Annotated in this window: 23 protein-coding genes; 9 read left to right on the top strand and 14 right to left on the bottom strand. The window is 65.9% G+C overall.

Features of this window, described 5'->3' with window-relative positions; translation table 11 throughout:
- The first annotated feature begins 1 nt into the window (after window position 1).
- The 4 genes from IB258_RS15410 to IB258_RS15395 all read left to right on the top strand — a co-directional run bounded on the left by IB258_RS15410 (window position 2) and on the right by IB258_RS15395 (window position 3,108).
- Window positions 2-274, top strand: coding sequence for a hypothetical protein (locus tag IB258_RS15410; protein WP_054452121.1), 273 nt, complete (start codon window positions 2-4; stop codon window positions 272-274).
- Window positions 275-285: 11 nt separating this feature from the next.
- Complete coding sequence (locus IB258_RS15405) at window positions 286-981, top strand: glutamine amidotransferase (RefSeq protein ID WP_192352822.1); 696 nt, start codon at window positions 286-288, stop codon at window positions 979-981.
- A gap of 261 nt (window positions 982-1,242) precedes the next feature.
- Window positions 1,243-1,728, top strand: a complete 486-nt coding sequence (locus IB258_RS15400; protein ID WP_054452119.1) for a cupin domain-containing protein — start codon at window positions 1,243-1,245, stop codon at window positions 1,726-1,728.
- A 33-nt stretch (window positions 1,729-1,761) separates the two neighbouring features.
- Window positions 1,762-3,108 (top strand): MFS transporter, encoded by a 1,347-nt coding sequence (locus tag IB258_RS15395; RefSeq protein WP_192352821.1) that lies wholly within the window; start codon window positions 1,762-1,764, stop codon window positions 3,106-3,108.
- On the opposite strand, the gene IB258_RS15390 is transcribed toward IB258_RS15395, so the two are convergent.
- The 4 genes from IB258_RS15390 to IB258_RS15375 form a co-directional block, all read right to left on the bottom strand.
- A complete protein-coding gene (locus IB258_RS15390) occupies window positions 3,080-3,757 on the bottom strand; it encodes a GntR family transcriptional regulator (protein ID WP_119450402.1) in 678 nt (225 codons plus the stop codon). The genes IB258_RS15395 and IB258_RS15390 overlap by 29 nt on opposite strands.
- A gap of 143 nt (window positions 3,758-3,900) precedes the next feature.
- Window positions 3,901-4,644: a GntR family transcriptional regulator gene (locus tag IB258_RS15385; protein WP_192352820.1), complete on the bottom strand. Its 744-nt coding sequence runs from the start codon at window positions 4,642-4,644 to the stop codon at window positions 3,901-3,903.
- A 45-nt stretch (window positions 4,645-4,689) separates the two neighbouring features.
- Complete coding sequence (locus tag IB258_RS15380; protein WP_192352819.1) at window positions 4,690-5,655, bottom strand: tripartite tricarboxylate transporter substrate binding protein; 966 nt, start codon at window positions 5,653-5,655, stop codon at window positions 4,690-4,692.
- A 105-nt stretch (window positions 5,656-5,760) separates the two neighbouring features.
- Window positions 5,761-6,207, bottom strand: coding sequence for a cupin domain-containing protein (locus IB258_RS15375; RefSeq protein WP_054452115.1), 447 nt, complete (start codon window positions 6,205-6,207; stop codon window positions 5,761-5,763).
- A gap of 173 nt (window positions 6,208-6,380) precedes the next feature.
- Between IB258_RS15375 and IB258_RS15370 the strand changes: the two genes are divergently transcribed.
- Together IB258_RS15370 and IB258_RS15365 are read left to right on the top strand one after the other, a co-directional pair.
- Entirely contained in the window at window positions 6,381-7,262 is an 882-nt protein-coding gene (locus IB258_RS15370; RefSeq protein ID WP_175159864.1) for a dihydrodipicolinate synthase family protein, read from the top strand.
- Window positions 7,259-8,224 (top strand): tripartite tricarboxylate transporter substrate binding protein, encoded by a 966-nt coding sequence (locus IB258_RS15365; protein ID WP_192352818.1) that lies wholly within the window; start codon window positions 7,259-7,261, stop codon window positions 8,222-8,224. Before IB258_RS15370 ends, IB258_RS15365 begins: the two co-directional genes overlap by 4 nt.
- Window positions 8,225-8,236: 12 nt before the next feature.
- Here IB258_RS15365 and IB258_RS15360 read toward each other — a convergent pair whose 3' ends face one another.
- Window positions 8,237-9,142, bottom strand: coding sequence for a LysR family transcriptional regulator (locus IB258_RS15360; protein ID WP_192352817.1), 906 nt, complete (start codon window positions 9,140-9,142; stop codon window positions 8,237-8,239).
- Between the two features lie 40 nt (window positions 9,143-9,182).
- Complete coding sequence (gene serC, locus IB258_RS15355) at window positions 9,183-10,265, bottom strand: 3-phosphoserine/phosphohydroxythreonine transaminase (protein WP_192352816.1); 1,083 nt, start codon at window positions 10,263-10,265, stop codon at window positions 9,183-9,185.
- Between the two features lie 131 nt (window positions 10,266-10,396).
- Between serC and IB258_RS15350 the strand changes: the two genes are divergently transcribed.
- Entirely contained in the window at window positions 10,397-11,890 is a 1,494-nt protein-coding gene (locus IB258_RS15350) for a PLP-dependent aminotransferase family protein (RefSeq protein WP_192352815.1), read from the top strand.
- A 6-nt stretch (window positions 11,891-11,896) separates the two neighbouring features.
- Here IB258_RS15350 and IB258_RS15345 read toward each other — a convergent pair whose 3' ends face one another.
- From IB258_RS15345 to IB258_RS15315, 7 genes are all read right to left on the bottom strand, one after another.
- On the bottom strand, window positions 11,897-13,195 hold the full coding sequence (locus IB258_RS15345) for a serine hydroxymethyltransferase (RefSeq protein ID WP_192352814.1): 1,299 nt from the start codon (window positions 13,193-13,195) through the stop codon (window positions 11,897-11,899).
- A gap of 39 nt (window positions 13,196-13,234) precedes the next feature.
- On the bottom strand, window positions 13,235-14,434 hold the full coding sequence (locus IB258_RS15340; RefSeq protein WP_054452108.1) for a benzoate/H(+) symporter BenE family transporter: 1,200 nt from the start codon (window positions 14,432-14,434) through the stop codon (window positions 13,235-13,237).
- 157 nt (window positions 14,435-14,591) lie between these two features.
- Window positions 14,592-15,452 (bottom strand): patatin-like phospholipase family protein, encoded by an 861-nt coding sequence (locus tag IB258_RS15335; protein ID WP_192352813.1) that lies wholly within the window; start codon window positions 15,450-15,452, stop codon window positions 14,592-14,594.
- Window positions 15,453-17,450: an NAD(P)/FAD-dependent oxidoreductase gene (locus IB258_RS15330; protein WP_192352812.1), complete on the bottom strand. Its 1,998-nt coding sequence runs from the start codon at window positions 17,448-17,450 to the stop codon at window positions 15,453-15,455.
- Window positions 17,451-17,493: 43 nt separating this feature from the next.
- Window positions 17,494-18,459: a tripartite tricarboxylate transporter substrate binding protein gene (locus IB258_RS15325; protein ID WP_054452105.1), complete on the bottom strand. Its 966-nt coding sequence runs from the start codon at window positions 18,457-18,459 to the stop codon at window positions 17,494-17,496.
- Between the two features lie 34 nt (window positions 18,460-18,493).
- Complete coding sequence (locus tag IB258_RS15320) at window positions 18,494-19,486, bottom strand: ketopantoate reductase family protein (protein ID WP_192352811.1); 993 nt, start codon at window positions 19,484-19,486, stop codon at window positions 18,494-18,496.
- Window positions 19,487-19,534: 48 nt separating this feature from the next.
- Entirely contained in the window at window positions 19,535-20,293 is a 759-nt protein-coding gene (locus tag IB258_RS15315; RefSeq protein ID WP_192352810.1) for a class II aldolase/adducin family protein, read from the bottom strand.
- 297 nt (window positions 20,294-20,590) lie between these two features.
- Here IB258_RS15315 and IB258_RS15310 point away from each other — a divergent pair, with 297 nt between their 5' ends.
- Window positions 20,591-22,129: a class I adenylate-forming enzyme family protein gene (locus IB258_RS15310; RefSeq protein ID WP_175159880.1), complete on the top strand. Its 1,539-nt coding sequence runs from the start codon at window positions 20,591-20,593 to the stop codon at window positions 22,127-22,129.
- 16 nt (window positions 22,130-22,145) lie between these two features.
- Here the strand turns inward: IB258_RS15310 and IB258_RS15305 are convergent, their stop codons facing one another.
- Complete coding sequence (locus IB258_RS15305; protein ID WP_054452101.1) at window positions 22,146-23,054, bottom strand: LysR family transcriptional regulator; 909 nt, start codon at window positions 23,052-23,054, stop codon at window positions 22,146-22,148.
- A gap of 135 nt (window positions 23,055-23,189) precedes the next feature.
- Here IB258_RS15305 and IB258_RS15300 point away from each other — a divergent pair, with 135 nt between their 5' ends.
- Window positions 23,190-24,716: an argininosuccinate lyase gene (locus IB258_RS15300; RefSeq protein ID WP_192352809.1), complete on the top strand. Its 1,527-nt coding sequence runs from the start codon at window positions 23,190-23,192 to the stop codon at window positions 24,714-24,716.

Genomic DNA, 24,716 nt, shown 5'->3' with positions numbered 1-24,716 from the left:
CATGCCGGTGTACCGACTCATCATCAAGCGCGACGGCCGCCTGATCGGTCATTTCGAATCCACTGCGGCGTCCGCGCTGGACGACAGCCGCGACATCGCGGCGCGCCTGCCGGCCAAGGACGGCTATCAGCTCAGCCTGCAGGTCGCCGAGGGCGAACGGCGCCTGCTGGAAAGCACGCCGCAAGGCATACGGTTGCTGGCATCGGAAAACCTGTTCGTCTCAACCCCCGAAGGCTTGCTGGGCGGGCTGGACCGCCATCCGAGCCCGCAATAGGAGTTCCTGGAATGAGCCTCAGCGCTTTGGCGATCCGCCACGTTCCCTTTGAAGACCTGGGCATATTGGCGCCGGTCTTTGCCGATCGCGGCTACAGCGTGCGATACCTGGAGGCCGGCGTCGACGCCATCGACTCCGCCACCGTGGCTAACGCCGACCTCGTCGTGATCCTGGGCGGCCCCATCGGCGTCTATGAAACCGGCCGCTATCCCTTCCTGGAGCCGGAGCTGCGCGCCATCGCGCAACGCCTGCGCCAGGACAAACCGACCCTGGGCATATGTCTGGGCGCGCAACTCATGGCGGCAGCGTTGGGCGCGGACGTGGTGTCCACCGGCCGCGCCGAGATCGGCTATGCGCCGTTGACCCTTACGCAACAAGGGCAGGATTCCGTGCTGAGCGCGGTCGAGTCGGTGCCTGTGCTGCATTGGCATGGGGACCAGTTCGCCATCCCCGAAGGCGCGGCGCGCCTGGCCGAAACGCCGGGCTTCCCGAACCAGGCGTTTGCGCTGGGACCCAGGATACTGGGCCTGCAGTTCCATCTGGAGGCGGATTCCGCACAGATCGAACGTTGGCTCATCGGCCATGCCTGCGAACTGAGCCTGCGCCAGATTGATCCCGCGGTGATCCGCGAGGACGCGCGGCGTTATGGTCCCCAGCTTGAACACGTCGCGCGCCAGGCGATCGAGCAATGGCTGGACCAGATCTGAGTCTGTCCTATGCCCTGGCGCGTCCTGGCGACGAGGACGCTGCGCAACCATAGCCTTGCATAGGCGCAAGGGGCGCGCTGCGCCCCGTTCCAATTCGCCGCGGCCTGCGGCTCTCGGCGCTTCTTCCGCTCGCCATCTCTACCGCTGAATCTAAGGGTTAAACCCAGTAGCCGCTTCGATGTCCGATAAATAGGATCCCGTTTTACGCAAATGGGATCCCATTTGTGTTTGTCACTTTTCTTTCTTCAGGACGGACAGCACATGACCAGCATCGACACCATCACAGGCAAGAAGATCATCAACGAGGGCGGCCGCGGCGGTCCGCTGACCGAGGACCACCAGGGCATGCGCGCCCGCCACGAGGACGACCTCGAGTGGACCAACCTGCGCTACGAAGGCCAGTTCGCAAAGATGATGTTCCATCCGACGGCGGAGGATCCGACCATTCCGAACGCCGGCATCGTGCGCTACGAAAAGGGTTCGGGACACCCGCTGCACAACCATTACTTCGCGCAGATCTGGTACATCCTGGACGGCAAGTTCCTCATCGAAGGCAAGCTCCACGGCAAGGGTTCGATGATCTTCCATCCGGATCCCCATTTCGAAAGCAAGCTGGAAACCATCGAGGCCGGCACGATTCTGTATGTGCAGTACGTCGGCCCGCACACCCGCCAGGGCGCGATCTACGAAGGCCGCTTCAACGTCAGCGAGCGCAAGAGCCTGGCGGAAGAGACCACCGCCGTGTAGTCGGGCGAAAAAAAGAAAACAAGGGAGACCGGGATGAACGCCATCTCACAACTGCCGTCCTCGCGCTCGAAGAAGCATTACGTGACCGCGGGACTGTCCAGCATGATCGGGACCACCATCGAGTGGTATGACTTCTTTCTATACGGCATTGCGGCAGCGCTGATTTTCAACAAGATCTACTTTCCCGCGATCGATCCCATCAGCGGGACGCTGGCGGCCTTCGGTACCTATGCGGTCGGTTTCATTGCGCGGCCGCTGGGCGGCATCGTGTTCGGCCATTTCGGCGACCGCGTCGGCCGCAAGTCGATGCTGATGATCAGCCTGATGCTGATGGGCGTGCCCACCATCCTGATCGGACTGACGCCCAGCTACGAGACGATCGGCTACTGGGGCGCAGTGGCCCTGGTCTTCTTCCGTTTCCTGCAAGGCCTGGCGGTGGGCGGCGAGTGGGGCGGAGCCGTGTTGATGGCGGTAGAGCATGCCCCCGAAGGCAAGAAGGGCCTGTTCGGCAGCCTGCCGCAAGTCGGGGTCGCGCCCGGCCTCATCCTGTCGTCGCTGGCGATGGGCGCGGTCTCCAGGCTGCCGGAGGCGGATATGCTGAGCTGGGGCTGGCGGCTGCCATTCCTTGCAAGCGTGTTCCTGCTGCTGGTCGGTTGGTACATCCGGGCCAAGGTCAGCGAATCGCCGGAATTCAAGCAGGCGCAGGCCCAGCCGAAACCGGACGCGCTGCCCTTGAAGACGGTGCTCCGAGAGCACAAGGTTCCCGTGTTGACCGCACTGGTGGCCTGCATCTCCGAAAAGACCTGGTTCTATACGCTGGCGACGTTTTCATTGACCTATGCCGTGGGTACGCTGGGGCTGCCGCGTGAAACCATATTGACGGGTGTCATTTGGGGAGCGGTCGGTGCATTGTTCACCATCCCGCTGTTCGGGTTGCTGGGCGACATGATCAGCAAGCGGGCGATATTCATCGCCGGCGCGCTGGGGATCTCGCTGTTCAGCGCGACATTCTTCTCGCTGCTGGATGAGAAGACGGCTTATCACACGAACATCGCGATGCTGGTGGCGTTCGGCTTGGTATACGCCGCGATGTATGCGCAGGAATCCAGCCTCTTTTCCAGCATGTTCCCGCCGGACGTCCGCTATACCGGCATCTCGCTGGCCGTGCAGATAGGCGGGGCGATAGGCGGCGGCACCGCGCCGCTGGTGGCGACGTACCTGCTGTCCCTGGGCGGAGGGTCGCCGCGGTTCATCGTGCTGTATCTGGCGGGGCTGGGATTGATCGCGGCAGCCTGCGGCGTGTTGATGCGTCCCTATGGGAAGCCGCAAGGCGCGAGCGGCGCAAAGCTGGCTAGCGCCGCGACTCCATCCATTCGATGACGAGTTCAGTCGTCCGGGATATGTGCGTGGCCATCGCTTCGCGAGCGGCGGGGCCATTGCGCAAGGTCAGCGCTGTGATGATGTCCTCGTGCTGTTTGATGTTCTCTTCCATCAGGCGGGGTGGCATCTTGGAGGCGAACCCCAGCACGTTGGAAACGATGCTGCCCTGCAACTCGGCGACCAGCTCGTGCAGACGTTCGTTGTGGCTGGCCTGGGTGATCAGGCTGTGGAATTTGGCGTTGAACTTCAGCCAGTCGGAACCGCTTTCGCTGCGCACGCGCGAGCGCAGGGCGTCGGCGTAGTGCTTCTGGTGCTGCGCCAGCAGTTCCAGGTCATGGTCGTCGATCCAGTCCACCGCCAGTTGCGCGGCCAGCCCTTCGAGTTCGGCGCGGATCTGGAAGGCTTCGCGGATGGCGCGGATGGATGGCACGGTGACCACGGCGCGGCCGGTACTGGTCAGCGTGATGGCGCGCCGTGCTTCGAGAAACCGCAGGGCCTCGCGGATGGGGGTGCGGCTGGTTTCGAACTCGGTCGCCAGCTCGTACTGGCTCAAGGCATCGCCGGGCAGGTATTGCCCGTTTCTGATCCGCCGCAGAATTTCTTCCGAAATCTCGATCGAGGATCTAGACGTGTTCCTGGTTTCGCTCATGCTCGAATCCGTGTCGCTTCCTGTGCGGGTCGGCAGGCGCTCCACGGCTTGGGGTGGCCAGGCTGATCCGTGTCCCTGGCGTCTGCGTTGCGCCCTTCCGCCGGCATGGTAGCACGTGGCTTTCGGCGGAATTGGGGGCGCAGCTACCGTGGCGGCTTGCGGCCTTCAGGACGCTTTTGCAGCCAGTCCACCACGAACTCCCCGGACTCATGGATATGCGCGCGCATGGCGGCGCGCGACGCCGCGGTGTCGCGCGCCGTCAGCGCTTCGACGACGGCCGCATGATGTTCGATGTTCTTCTTCATGCGGGCCTCGTACATGCCCAGCACGGTCATGTTGAGAATGTTCTTGGTGTAGTCCGTGTGCAGGTCCTTGATGATGCGCTCCAGCGACGGATTGCCGGCGGCGCGGAAGATCAGGGCATGAAACTCCTGGTTCTTGACGACCCAATGCCGCATGGGCGCGGCGGCCTGGCGCGGCGCGGCCGAGCCGCCCGCGTTGACCTCGGCGTAGAGCGCGGCGACCGCCTCGGCGCATTCGGCGTGCGCGGCCTGCAGTCTTTGCAGGTCGGCGTCGGAGATCCAGCGTGCCGCCAGTTCCGCCGCCATGCCTTCCAGCTCGCCGCGCAGCCAGTAGTTCGCGCCTATGTCCTTGAGGGTCGGCGCCACCACCGTGGCGCCGTAGCGCGGCTGCTGCACGATCAGGCCCTTGGTCTCCAGCTGCCGGAACGCTTCGCGCACCGGCGTGCGGCTGACGTCGTATTCTTCGGCCAGGGTCTCCTGCCGCAGCTTCTGTCCGGGCGCATATGCGCCATTGAAGATCTTCGCGGAGATCGACTCCACCAGATGCTGCACCAGCTCTTCCGTGGCGGGATAAATGCGATCCATGGCCTGACTCCCCTGTTCTTGACGGCTGCGGCGATCCTCCGCGGGCTATTTTCCCGGCTCCGCGGAGAATACCAGTCGCCACTTCTGCTGTTCCTGGCGCATGCGCTCCAGAAAGACCTGCGACCCCGTGGGCATGGGCTGGCTGCCTTGCGCATGGAGCTGCGCCATGCCCTCGCTCTGCGCCACCGCCTGCATCGCATGTTCCAGCTTGTCGAGGATGCTCCGGGGCGTGGCGGCAGGCGCTACGAGTCCGGATATCGAGCCCACATCGAAATCGCTGCCCAGGGCTTCGCGGGCCGCGGGAACGTCAGCCAAATTTGACACCCGCTGTGCCGAGGTTACGCCCAGCGCCCGCATCCGTCCGGACTGTATGAATGGCCCGACCACCACGGTCTCTACCGCCGTCACGTCCACCACGCCCGAAAGCAGGGCGGTGGCGGCTTCCGCGCCGCTCTTGTAGGGCACATGCATGAGCGTGGCGCCGGTCTGTCGCTGCATCAGGGCGAATACCTGGTGTATCGAGGTGCCTTGTCCGGAGCTGGCGAAGGAGACGGCATCCGGCTTGCCGCGGGCCCGCGTCACCAGCGCCGGCAGGTCCTGGATCGGGGAGTCTTGCGGCACGACCAGGGCCAGCGGCGTGTTGGCGATCATGGAGACGTAGGCGAAATCCTTGAGCGCGTCGTAGTTCAGCTGCTTGTGGATGAGCGGATTGACCGCGACCATGCCGTTGGTGATCACCATCAACGTGTAGCCGTCGGGCTTGGCACGGGCCACGATGTCGGCGGCGATATTGCCGCCGGCGCCCGGCTTGTTCTCTACGACCACCGGCTTGCCGAGCTCGGCTTGAAGCTGTTTGGCCACGGTGCGGGCGGTGAGGTCGGTGATGCCGCCGGCGCCGAACGGCACGACCAGCGTGATGGGGCGCTCAGGCCAGTCCGTTGCAGCCTGGGCCTGAGCGGCAAGCGAAAACGTCAACGACGCGAGGCAGGCGCGCAGAAATCGTGCGTGCATGATGGTTGTCTCCTTGGAATGTTCTATTTCTTGGTGGGCAGGTCGGTTTCGACTGCCTGCCGTGGACGGCTGCCAATCCTGGCTGCCGCCCCGGGGAACCGCGTATCAGTGTTCGAGGTCCTGCTCGGTGATCGCGGGCGGCTCGCCCTTGATGTTCATGCGGCCTTCGTACACCGGCCGGCCGCCGGTCGTTGGGCCTTGGTACTGGACGAAGAACAAGGTGCCGCCCGTTTCGGTGCTGAGCGCTTCCTCGATGTGCGGGTCCGGATGGAACACCACGGTGCCGGGGCCGTACATCTTTCCGCCCATGTTGAATTCCCCTTCGATCACGTACCAGACCTGGGCGAAGTCGTGCTTGTGCAGGCGGAAGCCCGCGCCGGGTTCATAGCGGAGAAATCCTGCGTTGGGCTCGGTGAGGCGTTCCGCCCGCGTATGGAAAAGGAACTTCGTCTTGTTCTTGAACCGGCCCATTTCCCATTCCATGTCCTCCGGCCTGCGGTACTCGGGCATGTGGTGGGTCTGCGCCTGGTCGAGAACGTCATTGCTGCTCATGGCTTGCTCCTTGGTGATAGACCGGGAAAGTCTATCGGCCTTGCGCGGGAATTACTGGATACAAGATTTGCCTGTACGGCAGTGTGGGCGGGAGGTATCAGGCGCTCTGGAAATAGGTATTGGACCGGCCTGGGCGGCGTCCCTAGACTGCAAGCCAACATGGAGAACGAGCGATGCACTTGAAGGGAATCATCGGCTATCTGCTGACGCCTTGCGATGAACGCGGGCGGGTGGACCATGCGCTCTTGGAAGCGCACGTCGAGCGGCTGATCGGCGAGGGCGTGCATGCGCTGGCGCCGCTGGGCAGCGTCGGCTGCCTGCCTTACCTGGACGACGGCGAGCGCGAGGCCGTCATCGACACCGTCATCCGCGCGGCAAGCGGGCGGCTGCCCGTGCTCGCGGGCGTGTCCAGCCTGAGTACCGCCAGCACGGTGCATCACGCGCGCTACGCCGAACGCGCGGGCGCCGCAGCCTTGCAGCTATTGCCTAGCACCTACTGGAAGTTGACCCAGGACGAAATCCACGCCTACTACCGCGAGGTCTGCCAGTCGGTCTCCACACCGGTGATGGTCTACAACAACCCGTTCACGACGGGCATGGACCTGCCCGTCGAGTTCCTGGCCCGGCTGGCCGAGCTGCCCAACGTCACCATGATCAAGGAAAGCAGTCCGGACCCGACGAAGATCGCGCGGCTGCGCGCGGCCTGCCCGGATCGGACCGCGGTGTACATCGGCCTGAATTGCATGGCGCGGACCGGGTTTGCGGAAGGGGCGGCGGGTTGGTGCACGGCGTCGGCCAACGTCAGCGCGTCGTTTGCCCTGAACCTGTATCGCTGCGCCATGGCCGGCGACGCGCGCGGCGCGGACGAATGGTTCGGCCGCCAGATCGATCTCTTGAACTTTCTCATGGACCATGGCTTGCCGCGGACCGTGGCCGCGGGCTTGCGCTTGCGCGGCCTGGACAGCGGCCATCTGCGCGCGCCTCTCGCGCCGTTGGCCCCGGACCTGGAACAACGGCTTCTTGAAATCCTCAAAAAAATGGAGATCGCGCGATGAACAAGGGATTGCGCCGCTGCATGGCGGCTTTGTTGGGTGTAGTGCTTCCCGCTGCGGCGGCATGGGCGGGGTCGTATCCCGACCAGCCCATACGCCTGATCGTGCCGTTCGGCGCCGGCGGCGTGACCGACACCACGGCGCGGGTGTTCGCCGAGGGCCTCACGCGCGAGCTGGGCCAGCCGGTGGTGGTGGAGAACCGCGGCGGCGCGGGCGGCTCGATCGCGGCGGGCGCGGCGGCGAAGTCGCCGGCCGACGGCTATACGCTGCTGGTGATCACCAACGGCATGGTCGCGGTCAATCCGCTGATCTACAAGAAGCTGCCCTATGATCCGAACAAGGACTTCACCTACGTCGCGATGTTGGCCAATACGCCGACGGTGCTGGCGGTGGGGGCGGACAGTCCATATGCATCGTTGCCGGAAATCATCAAGGCCGCGTCGGCCAAGGCTGACAATATCGCGTTTTCCACGGCCGGCGAGGGCTCCGACAACTATCAAGTTCTGGAGCTGCTGCAACAGGCGACCGGCGTGAAGATGCTGCACGTGCCTTACAAGAGCGGATCGGAGTCCATGACGGCCGTGATGAGCCGCAACACGGATCTGACGGCCGTTTCCGCCGTCACCGCGGTGGGTTTCGTCGAGGCCAAGCAGATTCGTCCTTACGCGGTGACGTCGTCGCGACGCCTGGCCAATCTGCCTGACATTCCCACGGTCAAGGAAGTGCTGGGCAAGGACGTGGAAGGCGGGTCGCTGTCGGGTATTGCCGTTCCCAAAGGCACGCCGGCCGATGTGGTTGAGCGGCTGAACATGGCCATTGCCGCGGTGGCAAAAAGCCCATCGGTGCAGGACAAGATCTACGCGCGTGGCAGCGAACCCGTGGACGGATCGCAAGCGGCGTTCGAGCAGCGGGTCGTGGCTGAACAGAAAAAATGGGCGGGCATTCTTTCGCGTCCGGCGCAGTAAGCCCCGGGGGCGTCAGGCGGCTGGCGCGCCCAGCACCTCGCGCGCCGTGTCGATGAACCAGTGGACTGCCGGATTCACGGACTCGGCGGGCGCTGCCAACGCCATGGCGTAGGTCAAGGGCGCGCCCTTCACGTCCATGAGGTCCACATATGCCACGTTGTCGATGGCGATCCGGCGCAGCGCCGCCGGGACGATGGCGACCCCCAGGCCCGCGGCGATGAGCGGCAGGCTGATGAGGGCGTGGGACGATTCCTGCAGAACCCGGGGATGAAACCCCGCGCGCTGGCAGGCCGCGACGATCTCTCCCGCGAACCCGGGGCTGTCGGAGTGCGCCAGGGTCACCAGCGTTTCATCCGACAGGTCCGAGAGCCTGGCGCTTTTCATGCCTGCCACCCGATGGCCCGCAGGCACGGCCAGCGCCAGCCGTTCGCGCTGCAAGCCCGTGATTGCGATGCCCGGCATCCCGGACGCGGGCGGCACCAGGAATGCCGCGTCCAGCTCGCCGCGCTGCAATCCTGCCAGGATGCCGACGGTGCTGCCGCTGGTCAGTCGCAGGCGTATGTGCGGAAAGCGCTGCGTAAACTCGGGCAGGATGCGCGGCAGCAGGTTCAACGCGGCGCTGGGCACCGCGCATACCCGCAGCGTGCCCATACGTCCTTCGGCCGCATCGCGTGCACTCTGCAGCGCGGCATCGGCGCCTTCCAGCAGGCGCTTCGCTTCGCGCAGAAAAGCGCCGCCGGCGACCGTGAGGCGCACGCCCAGGCGGTCCCGTTCGAAGAGGTCTGCACCAATCTCGGTTTCGAGCCGTTTGATTGCGACGCTGAGCGGAGGCTGGGTCATGTGCAGCCGGGCGGCCGCCTTGCGATAGTTCAATTCCGTGGCCAGAACCACGAACTGCCTGAGCTGCCTGAAATCCATGCTGGTCTCCCCGTGCTTTCTTAGGGCCGTCGCGCCGGCTTCAGCCTCGCGTGCGCTGGAAGTCTGTCATGAAATCGGCCAGCGCGGCCGCAGCGGGCAGCTCCACCGCGTTGTACAGACTGGCTCGGATGCCGCCGGTGTGGGCGTGTCCTTTCAACCCCATGAGCCCGGCGCTCTCGGCCTGGCGCAGAAACAAGGGCTCCAGCGCGGAATCGGCCAGGAAGAACGGCACGTTGTTGATGGACCGGAATTCCGGCCGGACCTTGTTGAAGTAGAAGCCGTCGCTGGCGTCGATGGCGCGGTACAGCAGCCCGGCCTTGGCCTGGTTGGCCTGATGGATGCGTTCCACGCCGCCGGTCCGGCGGATCCAACGCAGCGTCAGTCCGGTCAGATACCAGGAGAAGGTGGCGGGCGTGTTGAGCATCGAGTCCGCCCGCGCCGCGTGCGCATAGTTCAGCACGTCGGGCGTGATGGGCAGCGCGCCGTCCAGCAAGGCTTCGTCCACCACCACGACCGTGACGCCGGCGGGCCCCATGTTTTTCTGCGCCGCGGCGTAGATCAGACCGTGCCGGGACACGTCGATGGGCTTGGACAGCAGGCTGGAGCAGGCATCGCACACCAGCGGGACGGACGCGTCCGGCGCGGCGGGGAACTGCACGCCATGCACCGTCTCGTTCTCCGTGTAGTGCAGATAGGCCGCATCGGCGTCGAGCTGCCATTCGCCGGGCGCTGGGATGCGGTCGAAGCCCGATGCCTCGCTGCTGGCCGCGACGCGGACCTTGCAGTAGCGCCGGGCCGCATCGATGGCCTTGCCGGACCAGAGCCCCGTGTGAAGGTAATCCGCCGACGCCTTGCCGCGCAGCAGATTCATCGGCACCTGCGAGAACTGCAACGAAGCACCTCCTTGCAGGAACAGCACCTTGTAGCGGTCGGGGATCTGCAGGATGGCCCGCAGGTCCGATTCCGCCTGGCGTGCGATATCGATGAACACGCGCGAGCGATGGCTGACTTCCATTACCGACATGCCGGTGCCCGCGAAATCGAAGAACTCTTCGTGCGCCTCCTGCAGCACTTCCAGCGGCAGCGCAGCCGGACCAGCGCTGAAGTTGTATGACCTTGCCATATTTTCCGATTCTGCCCCGCCTGGCGCGGGCTCCTGCATGGTTACGCCCGCGGTTGGCGTGGCGATCGGGTGAGTCTACGGATAGAATGGCCGGCCCGGACAGGCCAGTTTTCTTCTTGTGAGCAGACCACATGCCTAAGACCTTCGAGCTGGATACGCTGAGGATGCGCATGAACGATGCGGAGCTCCAGCGCCTGGAGCTGCATCAGAGAATTCAGCGGGCGCTGCGCGCCCTGATCCTCGACGGTGCGCTGGGGCCTGGCCTCAGGCTGCCCGCTACCCGGGGGCTGGCCAAGTCGCTGGGGGTGGCGCGCGATACGGTGGAGAATGCCTATGTGCATTTGCACCGCGACGGCTACATCGTGCGGCGCGAGGGCTCGGGCAGCTACGTGTCGCAGACCGTGAGCACCGAATTGCGCGGCGCCGCGCGTAGGCGCGCGAAGCTGGATAACAAGCTGGGCGTACTACCGCCGGGGGCAGGCCTGAGCCGGCGCGGGCGCATGATCCTGGACAGCGGCGGGGTCGCGGACCAGCAGGCCATCAAGGCGTTCGCCACGGGCCTGCCGGAAACCCGCAGCTTTCCCACCGACGTCTGGGAACGGCTGCAGCGCCAGGTCTTGAAGGACTACCGCAGCCATGTGCTGCTGCATGGCGACCCGCAGGGCGCCGAGCCCCTGCGCCGCGCCATCGCCGCCTACCTGAACCTGGAGCGCGGGGCCAAGGTCTTGCCTGAGCAGGTGCTGGTGTTGAGCAGCACCCGCCAGGCCCTGTTTCTGTGCGCGCAATTGCTGACGGACGCCGGCAAGCCCATTCTGATGGAAAACCCCGGCTACTTCGGCGCCCGCAAGGCCTTCGAATCCGCGGAAACGCGGATCGTGCCCATCGACGTCGACGCGCAGGGCATACGCACGGACCTGCTGCGCGCGGACCGCAGCGGCGCCAACTGCGTGTACGTGACGCCGTCGCACCAATACCCCACCGGCGTGACGCTATCGCTTGAGCGCAGGCTGGATCTGATCGGCTGGGCGGCGGAGCACGGCAAATGGATCATCGAGGACGACTACGACAGCGAATTCCACTACGACGGCCTGCCTACGGCCTGCGTGCAGGGGCTGGACATGCACCAGCGCACGCTCTACCTGGGTACGTTCAGCAAGACGCTTTATCCGGGTCTCAGGATGGGATACATGGCGCTGCCGCCCGGCCTGGTCGATGCCTTTGCCCGTGCGCGCAGCATCATGGACGGGCATACGCCGCAGATCCTGCAGCTGACGCTGGCGCGCTTCATGGACGACGGCCATTACAACTCGCACGTGCGATCCATGCGCAAGCTGTACGCGGGACGGCGGCAGGTGCTGCTGGAGTCGCTGGGCAAGCAGCTGGACGGCGTCGTGCAGGCCTACAGGCCTCCCGGCGGGTTGCAGATCCCATGCCTGCTTGAGCGCGGATGGTCCGAGGAGCAGACCATCCGCCAAGCCGAGGCCGCGGACCTGGGGCTGCCCGGACTGAGCCGGCTCTATGCGGGCGATCACAAGCAGCAGGGCTGGCTGCTGGGCTATGCCTCGCTGACGGCCTACGAGATCGACGCCGCGGTGCTGCGGCTGTCGAATGCGTTGAAGCGCTAGGGGACTTCAGTACGGCAGCGGGAAGCGCCTGGCCAGCCCGGCCACGCCTTCGCGGATGGCGCTTTCCGTGCGGGCGTCGACGGCCCCGGCGCGCACGCCGCCCAGCAAGGCCAGGATCATGTCGCCGATTTCCTGGAATTCGGCGGGTCCCATGCCGCGCGACGTGCAGGCGGCGCTGCCCACGCGTATGCCGGAGGTAACGGCCGGCTTGGCGGGGTCGTTGGGGACGGCGTTCTTGTTCAAGGTGATGCCAACCTGTTCCAGCGCTTGCTCCGCCGTATTACCGGCCAGTCCCCAGGGTCGCAGATCGACCACGCCCAGATGGCAGTCGGTGCCGCCCGACACGATGGACAGGCCGCCTTCGGCCAGCCGGCGGCACAGGACGCGCGCATTCTCGACCACGGCGTGGACGTAGGTGCGGAAGGCGGGCTGCAGCGCTTCGCCCAGGGCCACGGCCTTGGCGGCGATGATGTGCATCAGCGGACCGCCCTGCAGGCCCGGGAATACGGCCGAATCGATCTTGCGGGCGAGTTCGGCGTCATCGGTCAGGATCATGCCCCCGCGCGGGCCGCGCAAGGTCTTGTGGGTGGTGGTGGTCGTGACGTGCGCATGCGGCACCGGCGAGGGATACGCGCCGGCCGCGGCCAGGCCGGCGAAATGCGCCATGTCCGCCATGAAGATCGCGCCCGTCTCATCGGCAATGGCGCGAAAACGCGCGAAGTCCAACGTGCGCGAGTAGGCCGAGCCGCCGGCGATGATGAGCTTGGGTCTTTCCTGCCGCGCGATGCGCTCGACCTCGTCCATGTCCACCCGATGCGTAGCCGGATCGACGCTGTAGCTCAGCGCCTGCAGCCAGCGTCCCGACATGTTGACCTTGGAGCCATGGGTCAGGTGTCCGCCCGCCCTCAGGTCCAGGCCCAGGATCTTGTCGCCGGGGGCCAGCAGCGCCAGGTAGACCGCCTGGTTGGCCTGGCTGCCCGAGTGGGGCTGTACGTTGGCGTAGCGGGCGCCGAACAGACGCGTGGCGCGCTCGATGGCGATCTCCTCGGTCACGTCCACGTTGATGCAGCCGCCATAGTAGCGGCGGCCAGGGTAGCCCTCTGCGTACTTGTTCGTCAGCACGGAGCCCTGGACTTCCAGCACCGCGCGGCTGACGAAGTTTTCGGAAGCGATGAGTTCTATCGAGTGCCTCTGCCGGCGCCGTTCGGCGTCGATGGCGCCCCAGATGCCGGGGTCGGCCTGAGCCAAGGGCAGGGCGCTGACGCAAGGCAGTGCGAGGCTGTCGGGAAGGTTGGGGTTCGTCACGGTGGTTCCTGTTTCGATGGACGTATGGAGATGAAGAGGTCAGGAATTGGCGGCCAGCGCCCGCTGGCCGCCATGGATGAGCAGGTGCGCGGTCAGGCCGGCGACCAGCCCCCAGAACGCGCCGCCCACGCCCAGCAGGGTGACGTTGGCGGCGGTGGCCAGAAAGGTGATGAGCGCGGTCTCCCGGGTGCGGGCGTCGGCCATCGCATTGGCCAGGCTGCCGCCGATCGCGCCCAGCAAGGCAAGGCCGGCCAGCGTGGTGATGAATGCCTTGGGCAGCACCATGAACAAGGTCGCCAGCGTGACGCCGAAGGTGCCCACCAGGATGTAGAACACGCCGCAGGCCAGGCCCGCGAGGTAGCGTTTGGCGGGATCCGGATGCGCATCCCGGCCGGTGCAGATCGCCGCGGTGATCGCCGCCACGTTGAAGGCGTGCGCGCCGAAGGGCGCCATGAGGAGCGAACCCAGGCCCGTCACGGTGAGGATCGGGTTCGCGCTGGTCTGGTAGCCGTCGTTGCGCAGCACCAGCATGCCGGGCATGTATTGCCCCGTCAGCGTGATGATGAAGAGCGGCAGGGCGACGCCCAGCAAGGCCTGCAGCGAGAACTGCGGCATTTCGAAGACCGGCGCTGCGAGGCTGAGGTGGACTGCCGAGAAGTCGATGCGGCCTTGTGCGATGAGCAGCGCAAGGCCGATGACCAGGATGCCGACCACCGCAAAGCGCGAGGTATAGCGCTTGAGCAGCGCATAGGAGATGACCAGCACGATTACCAGCAGCGGATCGGCGCTGGCCCCGCCGAAGGCATTGACGCCGAATTGCAGCAGGATGCCGGCCAGCAGGCCGGCGGCAATGCCGCCCGGAATCATGCGCACCAGCTTCTCGAATGCGCCGGACAGGCCGAGCACGACGAAGCCCAGCGCCGACAGGACGTACGCGCCGATGACCTCGCCGTAGGGCGTGAAGGGCATCACGGTCGCCAGAAACGCCACGCCGGGTGTGGACCAGGCCGTAATGACGGGCGCCTTGTAGCGCCAGCTCAACAGTGTGCCGGTGATGCCGACGCCGATGGAAACCGCCCATACCCAGGACGCGGTCTGGGCAGGAGTCAGCCTGGCCAGCTCCGCGGCCTGGAACACCAGCACGAAGGTGCCGCCGTAGTTCACCAGCACCGAGATCAGGGCGGCGACGGTGGGGGAAAAGAAGTCGGCGGGTCTGAGGCCAGCCGGTGATGCGTTCATGATCAACTCCGCGTTCGTGGTGGGGCCAGGCCGCGCGGCGGCCGGGCTTGAACGAGGAGTCTAGGGTGCTGGCGGTATGTCGATACCTGCCACATTCATGAAAGTGGGCAGACCGCTTTCCTGACGGGAACAGCGCTGGGCGGAGTGCGGGACAGGCTCAGCGCCACGCTTGCCGCAGGGTTTGCGCAAGCGCGGATGCCTGGCGCAGCCCGGCCTCGGCGGCGTCGGCGCGGCGCGCTGGGTCCAGCACGTTGTCGCCGATGGCCTGTTCGCTGGTCGCGTCCGGCAGCACGGCATGGACCTCGTTGCCGGCGTCGCGCAGGGCCTGCAGTTCGCGCCGCAGATGGCCGCTGACCGGATTCCCTTCCCGATAACCCAGCGGCGCCAGCACCACGACCTGCTGATAGCCGGCCGCCATATCGGCATTGGTCATGGAGCGGATGCCGCCGTCCATGTAGGTCGCGCCGCCGATGGGCACGGCCGGCCAGGCGCCCGGCACGGCGCAGCTGGCGGCGATGGCATCGACGAAATCGACCTGGTCGGCGGCGCTGAAACTGCGCCCTTCGCCGGTGGTCGTGTCGACCGCGACCACCAGCAATGGACGGGAAGGCCAGTCGCTTGCGCCCAGACGGGCGGCGATGATGGCGCGGCGTTCCGCCAGTGTGGGCGTGGCCGAACGCCGCGCATAGGCGCCGATGCGCTGCCGCGCTTGCTGCAGGTCCGCGCCCACTTTGCCGTACAGCTCGCGGTTCTTTTCGTCCGCGGCTTGTTGCGAGTACGGACGGTATTGTTCGGTGCCCGTCCCTCCCAGCTGCGTCGCCAGCAGCTGCATGGGCGGGACGCCCAGCGCCAGTTGCGCGCCGGCGACGGAGCCGGCGGAGCAACCGATGAACAGGTCCGCCGCGGTGAGGTCGACCTCCTGGCGTGCCAGGCCCGCCAGGATGCCGATCTCCCAGGCCAGCCCGGTCACGCCGCCGCAGCCCAGTACCAGGCAGCGCTTCTTCTGCGGATGCGCCATTCAGGCTGTCTCGACGCGAGTGGCGGCGGACGGCTCGGTTTCGCCCTCGCCGGACGCCGGACGATAGTGATAGTCGCCCATGTCCGTCTTGCGCAGCATGTGCCAGTAGTCGTCGTTGCGGAAAGGCGTGGGCGCCACCACCTTGCCATGCGCGTTGCGGTACCAGTTGCTCATGCCCTTGTGGGTCCAGATCATGCGGTCATGGGCGGCCTGGACGCGGGCGTTATAGGCGTCGTGCCTGTCCCTGCGGACTTCGATCTCGAAGCGTCCGCCGGCCTTGTCCAGACCTTGCTGCAATAGGCCCATGACATAGCGCACCTGGGTCTCCAGCAGGGCGACGACGCTGCCGCCGTGGCCCAGGGCGGTGTTGGGGCCGGCCAGGATGAACAGGTTGGGGAAGCCCGGCGCCGCGACGCCCATGAAGGCCTCGGCCCCTTTTTCGTCCCAGGCTTCGCGGATCGAGCGCCCGCCGCGGCCATAGAGCTTGAACGAGGACAACAGGTTGATCGCGTCGAAACCGGTGGCGACCACCAGCACGTCCAGTTCGTGCGCCCGGCCGTTGTCGCTCACCACCGCGTTTTCCGTGACCCGGGCGATGCCGCCCGTGACCAGTTGGACGTGGTCCCGGGCCATGGTTCGGAACCAGCCGTTGTCCATCAGCATGCGTTTGCCGAAGGGAGGGTAGTCGGGCAGAACGTCCGGCAGCAGGTCCTGGCGGTCGCCGAGTTCCGCCTTGATGTAGCTGGTGAAGTGTTCGCGGTGCCTGTCGTTGATCTGATTGATGGCGCGCTCGGGGTGCGGCCATTGCGGATCGATCTGCAGCGTGGCGTGGACGCGGTCGTTGAAGATCCAGGCCAGCCGTTGGCGATACCACTCCTGGTAGTACGGCACCTCGCGCAGCAGGAAGCGGACGTCCTCCGGCACCGGCTTCTGGAATTTCTCGAAGGGCGCGGCCCATTGCTTGGAGCGCTGGAACACGGTCAGGGAGCGGACCTGGTCGGCGATTGCGGGAACGACCTGCATGGAGCTGGCGCCGTTGCCGATGATGCCCACGTTCTTGCCGCGCAGGTCCAGGCCTTCCGGCCAGTTGGCCGTATGGAAGCAGGGGCCCTTGAAGCTCTCCAGGCCGGATATGGGGGGCAGCTTGGGCACGTTCAGCAGGCCCACCGCGCTGATGAGGATGTCCGCCACATAGTCCTGGACCTGGCCGTCCTGCCCGACCGTGCGTATGTTCCAGCACAGCGCGTCTTCGTCGTAGCGGGCGGACTCCACGCGCGTGTTGAAGCGGATGTTGGGGCGCACGCAATGCTGGTCGGCGACGCTTTCGAAATAGCCCTGGATCTCGCCTTGCAGGGCGAAGTAGCGGGACCAGTCGTGCTTGGCGAACGAGTACGAGTAGATGTGGTTAGGGGTGTCCACGCCCGCGCCAGGGTAGCGGTTCTCGTACCAGGTGCCGCCGACTTCGGCGTTCTTCTCGATCACCACATACGGAATGCCCGCGCCTTGCAGGCGGATCGCGGCGCACAGGCCTGCCACGCCGGCGCCGATGACCAGCACCCGATAGCCTTGCGGCACCTGGAACGCATCGTGTTGCTCCAGCGCGAAGTCCGGGTCCAGGCCCAGCCAGGCGGCGATCATGGGGCCGTACGAGTCGGGCACATCTTCCCCGATGCTGGTGCGCAGCATGGCGACCAGCTGTTCATGCGCAGGCGCCGGCAGCTTGGGCTGCTGGCCGCGGCGGGTCAGCAGGATGGCCGAGTACGCGGCCTCGCGGATCTCTTCCTGCACGGCGTCCGGCAACCCGCCAGGGTCGTTGTCTTCCAGGCCGCGAATGCGCGAGCACTGGTAGCGCTCGGACAGCCATTGCGTGTCGCCCGTCAGGTGCACCAGCACCATGAGCAAGGTGGGGATGTTGGCGCTGGCCAGCGCGCGCTTGAGCGTGGCCTCCCACACGTCGTTGCCGAACGGTGTTGCCGGAGCCGGGGTATCGCGATGCATGTAAGGGTCCTTCCAGGAGTGGCGTGGGGGATCGGGTTGCGGCCTACTCGGCGGTTGCGCCGGACTTCTTGATCAGCTCGGCCCATTTGGCGCTGTCGCTGACGATGAAGGCGCCGAAATCGCCCGGCTTGGTGAACAGGGCGTCCAGGCCCATTTTCTTGAACTGCTCCTGCACGTCGGGCGCCGTCTTCATCTTCTGCAGGGATGCCTGCAGCCTTTCGACGACCGCGGACGGCGTGCCGGCCGGGGCCACTATGCCCAGCCAGGGCATGGCGTCGTAGCCGGGCAGGCCGGACTCCTCGACCGTGGGCAGGTCGGGCAGCACCGAGGACCGCGTCTTGGTGGTGACGGCGAGCGGCCGTACCTTGCCGCTATCGAGGAAAGGCTGGGCGGCCGCGATGTCCACGAACAGCATGTCGACTTCGCCGCCAGCCAGGGAGGTCAACGCCGGAACGCTGCCCTTGTAGGGGATGTGGGTCATCTTCAGGCCGGTCAGCGCGGCGAACAGCTCGCCCTCCAGATGGTTGGACGTGCCGTTGCCGGAAGAGGCGAAGGTCGCCGATTTGCCGTCTTTCTTGAGCGCGGCGATCAGTTCCTTGACGCTGGACGCCTGCACCTGCTTGCCCGTCACCAGGACGTGCGGCACGCTGGCGATGAGCGAAACGGGCTGGAAGTCCTTGACCGGGTCGTAGTTCGCGGTGTTCTTGTACAGGCTGGGAGCGATGCCCAGGGACGATGCCGCCATCAACAGCGTGTAGCCGTCGGCCGGCGCCTTGGCCACGTAGGCCGAGGCGATCATGGTGCCGGCGCCGGGCTTGTTGACCACCACCACCGGCTGGCCCAGATCTGCCTGCAGCTTGGCCGCGACCTGTCGGGTCATCACGTCCGTGACGCCGCCGGGCGTGAAGGGCACCACGATGTTGATGGGCTTGTTGGGATAGTCCTGGGCGTGGGCGGCTGCGCCCGTGCAGATCAGGGTTGCGGCCAGGCAATGCGATAGCCATTTCATGAGTTTGTCTCCTGTGGTTTTCTAGGTGTGGCGTTCAGATGGAGCCTGCGCTGAGGCTCCGGTGCCGGATCAAGCCCCAGACCGTGTTGGCGTGGGGCATGTCCAGGTTCAACTTTGCTGCGATCTCGATCATGGCGCCGACCAGGGCGTCGGTTTCCAGCGGCTTGCCTTGCAGCGCGTCCTGCAGCATCGAGGTCTGGGCGGCGCCGGCGCTGGCGGCTGCCTGCATGCGTTGTTCCACGGTGACCGGCAGCTCGAGCCCGAGCGCCTGGCCCAGCGCCAGGTACTCGCCGAGCATGGCGCGCGCCAGTTTTCCGAGATATGGATCCTGGACCATGGCTTCCATGGTGGCGCGGGCCAGCACGCTCAAGGGGTTGAAGGTGGCGTTGCCCATCGCCTTGATCCAGACGGCTTGGTGGATGTCGTCGCTGACCTCGCATTGCAGGCCTGAAGCTTGCAACAGCCCGGCGAGCCGATTGGCCCGCGCAGACATGGAGCCGTCCGGTTCGCCGAGGATGAGATTGTTGCGGGCGTTCTGGGCCGCGATGCCAGGCGCGGTGGCGTTCGCCGCGATGTACACCACGGCGCCCAGCACCCGCTCCAAAGGCAGCGCTCGCCTGAGGGCGCCGCGGCCATCCACCGATTGCAGCGGCGTGTCGCCCAGGGGACTGCCCAGCGTGGGCAGATACCACCAGGGGATGCCGTTTACGGCCGGCACCACGGCGCCCTGCGGCGCGAGCATCGGCGCCAGGTGCGCGGAGATATCGTCCAGCGCCTGTTGCTTGACCGCAAGAATCAGGTAGTCCGCGTCGCGCACCTGGCGCGGTTCGTCGGTGGCGCGCACCGGGTAGTGGCGCGTGACGCCGTCGACCGTCAAGCCGACGCCGTGCTGGCGCAAGGCGGCCAGCGTCTTTCCGCGGGCGATCATGGTCACCTCGCAGCCTGCCTGGGCCAGGCGCGCGGCGAGCAGACAGCCGATCGCGCCCGCACCATATACCGCGACGCGGCATTGATGAGCATCTTTCATTTCTACTCTGCGAAAAAATGGGCCGCCGGGATGGCGGCGCGGTTGCCGCTATTCCTGGTATTCGGGCCGGATGCGTTGCAGCAGCCGGAGCAGGGGGGGCCAGTGCTTGTGGCGGGACGGGCGGTCCAGACGGTCGAACTGGCGGCCGACCTTCTCGGCAACCTCGGCTCCGGGCACAACCAGCGGCAGGCCGCCGGCCAGCGCCGCGACCTGCGCCTGGCAGGCGCGCTCCAGATAGAACATGGCGTCGAAGGCGTCCGGCACGCTGGCGCCGCAGACCAGCAGGCCGTGATTGCGCAGGATCATCGCGCTGTGGGAGCCGAGATCGGTGATCAGGCGCTGTTGCTCGTCCATGTCGAGCGCGACGCCTTCGTAGTCGTGATAGCCGATGCGGTTGTGAAAGCGCATGGCATGCTGCGAAATCATGAGCAGGCCAGCCTCTTGCGCGGACACCGCGATGCCGGCCGCGGTATGCGTATGCATGACGCAGGCCGCGTCGTGGCGGACGCGATGGATGGCGCTATGGATGACGAAGCCGGCGGGGTTGATGCCCAGGCCGGTCTGGTCCAGCAGGATGCCGCCGTCGATGTCCACCTTGACCAGGTTGGACGCGGTGATCTCGTTGAACATCAGGCCGTAGGCATTGATCAGGAAATGCGGCTGGGCGCCGGGAACCCGGGCCGAGATATGCGTATAGATGTGGTCGGTCATGCGCATTTCGACAGCCAGGTTGTAGGCCGCGGCGAGATCCACGCGCACTGCCCATTCCTCGGCCGAAACCTGGTCCTTGATCGATGCCTCTTGCACGGCAGCTCCTCCGGTTTTGCATTCTTCTTGGTCTGGCCGGCGTCTCTGCTGCGTGGCCTCTTTCAAACGGAGTATAGGTTTTCCAGCCGCTGTCGACTAAGCAAACGTTTTGATGGAAACGCATAAATTCCATCAATCATTCGGCCATGCCGGCAGGCATGAAAAACCTTGATGGATATGCATAAAAACGTTTAGCTAGTGCGGCGAAATTCCGCTACCTATACTGATTTTCCTACCCATGGGCGCGGCGGCAAGGAGCCGGCGCGCCCTTGAAAAATCAGAATAGCCGGAGGCTGGATGGACGCTGCAGGAAACCGCGGGATCACGGATTTGCTCGATGAACAGGCGCTGTGCCACGGGCATAAGCTGGCGATCGTGCATGAGTACCACAACGGCGACATCAGCCAGTTGAGTTTCATCCAATTACGCGAAGCGGCCCGCGCATTTGCCGCGGGCTTGCAGGCGCGCGGCGTGAAGCCGGGCGACCGCGTATTCGTATTCATGGGCAACACGGCGGAGTACGTGCCGCTGTGGATGGGCCTGATGCTGGCGGGCGCCGTCATCGTGGCGGGCAACATCCATCTCACTGCGCCGGAAGTGGCCTATCAGCTTGAGCATTGCCAGCCCGCGCTGGCGCTGGTCGAGCCTGCGCATGAAGCGCTGGTTCGCGAAGTGTGCGCCGGGATGGACCAGGCGCCGGATATCGTGCCGGTGAAGCGCGGCAGCCTGGGGCAGGAAGGATTGAGCGGTGCGCTGGCTGCGGCATCCGCGGATTACCGGGCTCCCGAGCTGTGCAGCGACGACCTTGCCCAGATCCTGTACACCTCGGGCACGTCGGCGCGGCCCAAGGGCGTGATGCTCACCCACGCCAATCTGCTCTGGTGTGGCCAGGCGGGCGCAGCCAACAGCGGCATTGGCCGCGCTGACCGCGTGTTCAACAACAAGCCGCTGTTCCACGCCAACTGCCAGGAAACCGTGCTGTCGTGCCTGACCGCGGGCGCCACCGCGGTGATCGGGGAACGCTATAGCGCCACGCGCTACCTGCGCCAGCTCATCGAACACCGCATCACGATCTGCAGCCTGTCCGGCATGCTGTGCCGAACCTTGTTGAACCAGCCGCCCACGCCTTTCGATACGGCGCATCAGGTGCGGTACGCGGGCTATGCCATCAATATTTCGGAAGCCGAGATCGCGGCGTTCATCGAGCGTTTCCGCATCCCGCTGCGCAATGGCTATGGGCAGTCGGAGACCATGCTCTACATCACCTTGCAGCCGCATGCATCGCCGTCCGCCTATCCGTCCATCGGGCGCGCCACGCCCGACCGCGAAGTGTTCGTGGTCGACGACGACAACCGGCCGGTCGCCGTAGGCGCAGTGGGCGAGATCGTGGTGCGCGGACGTCCTGGGCGCACGCTGACCCTGGGCTACTACCGCGACCCGGCTGCGACGCAGGCCGTGTTCGAGGGCGGCTGGCTGCACACGGGGGATCTCGGCTACCAGGACGCCAAGGGCAACTTCTTTTTCTTCGGCCGCAAGAAGGAGGTGATCAAGCGGGCCGGCGAGAACATCTCAGCCGCGGAAGTGGAAGAGGCCCTGATGGGGCATCCGGCCGTGCGCGACGTGGCCGTGGTGGGCATACCCGATCCGGTGCGCGACCAGTCGGTCAAGGCTTTCGTCGTGCTGCACGCAGGGCACCAGGCGGATGCGGATGCCATCAAGACCTATTGCGCCGGGCGGCTGGCGTACTTCAAGGTTCCCGAGCACGTGCAGTTCATGGCTGAGCTGCCGCGCAACGCCAGCGGCAAGGTGCAGAAGCGCGCGCTGCTCGACGCCTGAACGCGGCCGCGAGTTCTCAGGCGTGGCCGGTAGCCGCCTTGCCCAGCCGGGCAAGGGCTTCGGCGACCTGATGGACGACGGACTGGCCCTGGTTGCGGTGGATGGCGATGGTGAACTCCAGCGTCAGCGGCGTCAGCGCCGGGTCCACCAGCACCAGGGTGCCGGCGCGAACTTGTTCGGCCACCATCATTTCCGGCAACTGCGCGATGCCGCCGCCCGCCTCGACGACTTCGATCAGGCTGTTCAGGCGATTGCAGCTGCAGATGTTGTCCAGGTTGGCGCCCATGTCGCGCAACTCGTCCTGCGCCGGGCCAAAGAAGCCCGACGGACGCGATACGCACCACAGCGGCTCGGTTTGCAGTAGCGATTGCATGCTGCGGGGCTTGCCTTCCGCGTCGCTAAGCAGCCGGGACGAGACCATCCACGACATGCGGGTCGTGCCCAGCGATTCGCAGATGAACTGGTCGTCGCGCAGATGATTGGCCATGATGGCAATGTCCAGCGCGCCGGACGTCAGGTGCTCCTGCAGCTTGATCGCCAGGTCCAGCTCGATCTCGTAGGAAACGCGCGGCAGGGCGCGGCGCAGCTCGGGCACCACGCGTGAAAACCAGGTCATGGAAATCTCGCCCATGCCGATGCGCACCGTGCCGGCCGCGTTGTTGACGGCCTCCGCGTCGGTGAAGGCGTCTTCCACCGCCAGCAGCAGCGGTTCCACGCGTTCGACGAAGCGGCGTGCGGGCACCGTCAGTTCCAGCCGGCGGCCGCGCTTTTCGAACAGCGGAAAGCCCAGCGACTGCTCCAGCTCTTTCATGCGCGCCGAGACGGCGGGTTGGGAAGTGTGCAGCCGTTCGGCCGCAGCGCGGAAGCTGCCCAGCTTGGCGATCTGGCACAGGGTTTCGGCGTTGGTCAGATTCGGACGGGGCATGGGCGAATGTCGTGGTTTTTGCGCGGTATGTTAAAGGAAATCGTCAGGAAATCCCGCCTGGCTCGGTGAAATCCGCCATTTCCCCCCGTCAGGCCCGTCGATACACTGGCCGCTCGCCATCTTAACGAGACAGCCATGAGACATCTACTTCCCGCCCTGGGCGCCGCGCTTGCCTTGACGCTCGGCGCGCAGGCATCGGCCCAGCAAGCCCAGCCCGCGGCCTCCGTGCCGCGCGATCCGTTCTTCTGGCTGGGCGAGATCAACAAGGCCACTGCCGTCATCAACACGGACGAGGGGCTGCTGGACAAGTCCATGGCGCCGCGACTGGCGGCCGGCGTGGCCAAGGTGATCAACGACGGCAACCAGCCGGGCGCCAAGCGCCCGGCCAGCGTCATCACCTTCGAGCCGCTGCTGATCAAGGCGGCGGGCGAGGATGTGACGCTGCTGCACGCGGGGCGCTCCAGCCAGGACATGCACGCGACCTACCGCAGCGCCATCCTGCGCGACAAGCTGCTGGACCTGGCGGCCCAGCTGAACGCCACCTCCACCACGCTGGTGGAACTGGCGGGCAAGCATGCAGCTACCATCGTGCCGAACTACACCAATGGCGTGGCGGCGCAGCCTAACAGCTATGGACACTATCTGCTGGGGCAGGCCGCCGGCCTGGCCCGCGACGCCCAGCGCATCCGTGAGGCCTACGTGCGCATCGACCGTTCGCCGATGGGCACGACGGTGCTCAACGGCACCAGCTGGCCGCTGGACCGCAAGCGCATGGCGCAGTACCTGGGCTTCGCCGCACTGGTGGACAACGCCTATGACGCCTCGCAGATCTCGTCCATGGATCAGCCGGTGGAAGTCGCCTCCATCGTCACCAGCATTGCGCTGCGCACCGGCAATTTTGTCGAGGACGTAATGACCCAGTACGCCCAGCCGCGTCCCTGGATCCTGCTGGAAGAGGGGGGCGGCAACACTTACGTGTCCAGCGCGATGCCGCAGAAGCGCAATCCCGGCCTGCTCAACGATACCCGCAGCGATGCCTCCACGGCCGTGACGCTGGCCATGGGGCCGGTGGTGCAGACGCACAACATCACGCCAGGCATGAGCGATCCGAAGGACGTGAAGCAGAATTCCGCCATGGTGGATGCCGGGATTTCGGCGCTCAAGCGCTGGGACCGGGTGTTGAAGGCCATGGTCCTCAGCCCCGACCGCGCGCTGGAAGAACTGAACAGCGACTGGACGGCCTCGCAGGAACTGGCCGACGTGCTGATGCGCAAGTACAAGCTGCCGTTCCGCGACGGCCACCACTTTGCGTCCGAGGTCGTCAGCTACGCCAAGGCCAACAACATCAAGCCGCTGGACTTCCCGTATGAGCAGGCGCGCCGTATCTATGCGGACGCCATGAAGGACTCGAAGTACGGCAACGAACTGCCGATGAGCGAGGCGGAGTTCCGCTCCACGCTGGATCCCGTGGCCATCGTCAAGAACCGCGCCACTTCGGGCGGTCCGCAGCCGGCGGAAATGGAGCGCATGCTGAAGGAAGCGCGCGCGCAGCTGGCTGAGCAGGACGCCTGGATCAAGGCGCGCCGCGCCCACATCAACGATGCGCTGGCGGAGCTGGACAAGAAATTCGGCGCGCTGGTGGCCAGCGCGCCGAAGCAGTAG

Source organism: Achromobacter sp. ACM02 (assembly GCF_014851605.1).
GTDB classification, from domain to species: Bacteria; Pseudomonadota; Gammaproteobacteria; order Burkholderiales; family Burkholderiaceae_B; genus Achromobacter; species Achromobacter aegrifaciens.
Note: the sequence above shows the minus strand (reverse complement) of the source record. Positions and strands in the feature narration are given on the sequence as shown.

Bases quoted from the DNA above. Each gene is read 5' to 3' on its own strand.
- IB258_RS15410 (WP_054452121.1), top strand. From the start codon at position 2: ATGCCGGTGTACCGACTCATCATCAAGCGCGACGGCCGCCTGATCGGT.
- IB258_RS15405 (WP_192352822.1), top strand. From the start codon at position 286: ATGAGCCTCAGCGCTTTGGCGATCCGCCACGTTCCCTTTGAAGACCTG.
- IB258_RS15400 (WP_054452119.1), top strand. From the start codon at position 1,243: ATGACCAGCATCGACACCATCACAGGCAAGAAGATCATCAACGAGGGC.
- IB258_RS15395 (WP_192352821.1), top strand. From the start codon at position 1,762: ATGAACGCCATCTCACAACTGCCGTCCTCGCGCTCGAAGAAGCATTAC.
- IB258_RS15390 (WP_119450402.1), bottom strand. From the start codon at position 3,757: ATGAGCGAAACCAGGAACACGTCTAGATCCTCGATCGAGATTTCGGAA.
- IB258_RS15385 (WP_192352820.1), bottom strand. From the start codon at position 4,644: ATGGATCGCATTTATCCCGCCACGGAAGAGCTGGTGCAGCATCTGGTG.
- IB258_RS15380 (WP_192352819.1), bottom strand. From the start codon at position 5,655: ATGCACGCACGATTTCTGCGCGCCTGCCTCGCGTCGTTGACGTTTTCG.
- IB258_RS15375 (WP_054452115.1), bottom strand. From the start codon at position 6,207: ATGAGCAGCAATGACGTTCTCGACCAGGCGCAGACCCACCACATGCCC.
- IB258_RS15370 (WP_175159864.1), top strand. From the start codon at position 6,381: ATGCACTTGAAGGGAATCATCGGCTATCTGCTGACGCCTTGCGATGAA.
- IB258_RS15365 (WP_192352818.1), top strand. From the start codon at position 7,259: ATGAACAAGGGATTGCGCCGCTGCATGGCGGCTTTGTTGGGTGTAGTG.
- IB258_RS15360 (WP_192352817.1), bottom strand. From the start codon at position 9,142: ATGGATTTCAGGCAGCTCAGGCAGTTCGTGGTTCTGGCCACGGAATTG.
- serC (WP_192352816.1), bottom strand. From the start codon at position 10,265: ATGGCAAGGTCATACAACTTCAGCGCTGGTCCGGCTGCGCTGCCGCTG.
- IB258_RS15350 (WP_192352815.1), top strand. From the start codon at position 10,397: ATGCCTAAGACCTTCGAGCTGGATACGCTGAGGATGCGCATGAACGAT.
- IB258_RS15340 (WP_054452108.1), bottom strand. From the start codon at position 14,434: ATGAACGCATCACCGGCTGGCCTCAGACCCGCCGACTTCTTTTCCCCC.
- IB258_RS15335 (WP_192352813.1), bottom strand. From the start codon at position 15,452: ATGGCGCATCCGCAGAAGAAGCGCTGCCTGGTACTGGGCTGCGGCGGC.
- IB258_RS15330 (WP_192352812.1), bottom strand. From the start codon at position 17,450: ATGCATCGCGATACCCCGGCTCCGGCAACACCGTTCGGCAACGACGTG.
- IB258_RS15325 (WP_054452105.1), bottom strand. From the start codon at position 18,459: ATGAAATGGCTATCGCATTGCCTGGCCGCAACCCTGATCTGCACGGGC.
- IB258_RS15320 (WP_192352811.1), bottom strand. From the start codon at position 19,486: ATGAAAGATGCTCATCAATGCCGCGTCGCGGTATATGGTGCGGGCGCG.
- IB258_RS15310 (WP_175159880.1), top strand. From the start codon at position 20,591: ATGGACGCTGCAGGAAACCGCGGGATCACGGATTTGCTCGATGAACAG.
- IB258_RS15305 (WP_054452101.1), bottom strand. From the start codon at position 23,054: ATGCCCCGTCCGAATCTGACCAACGCCGAAACCCTGTGCCAGATCGCC.
- IB258_RS15300 (WP_192352809.1), top strand. From the start codon at position 23,190: ATGAGACATCTACTTCCCGCCCTGGGCGCCGCGCTTGCCTTGACGCTC.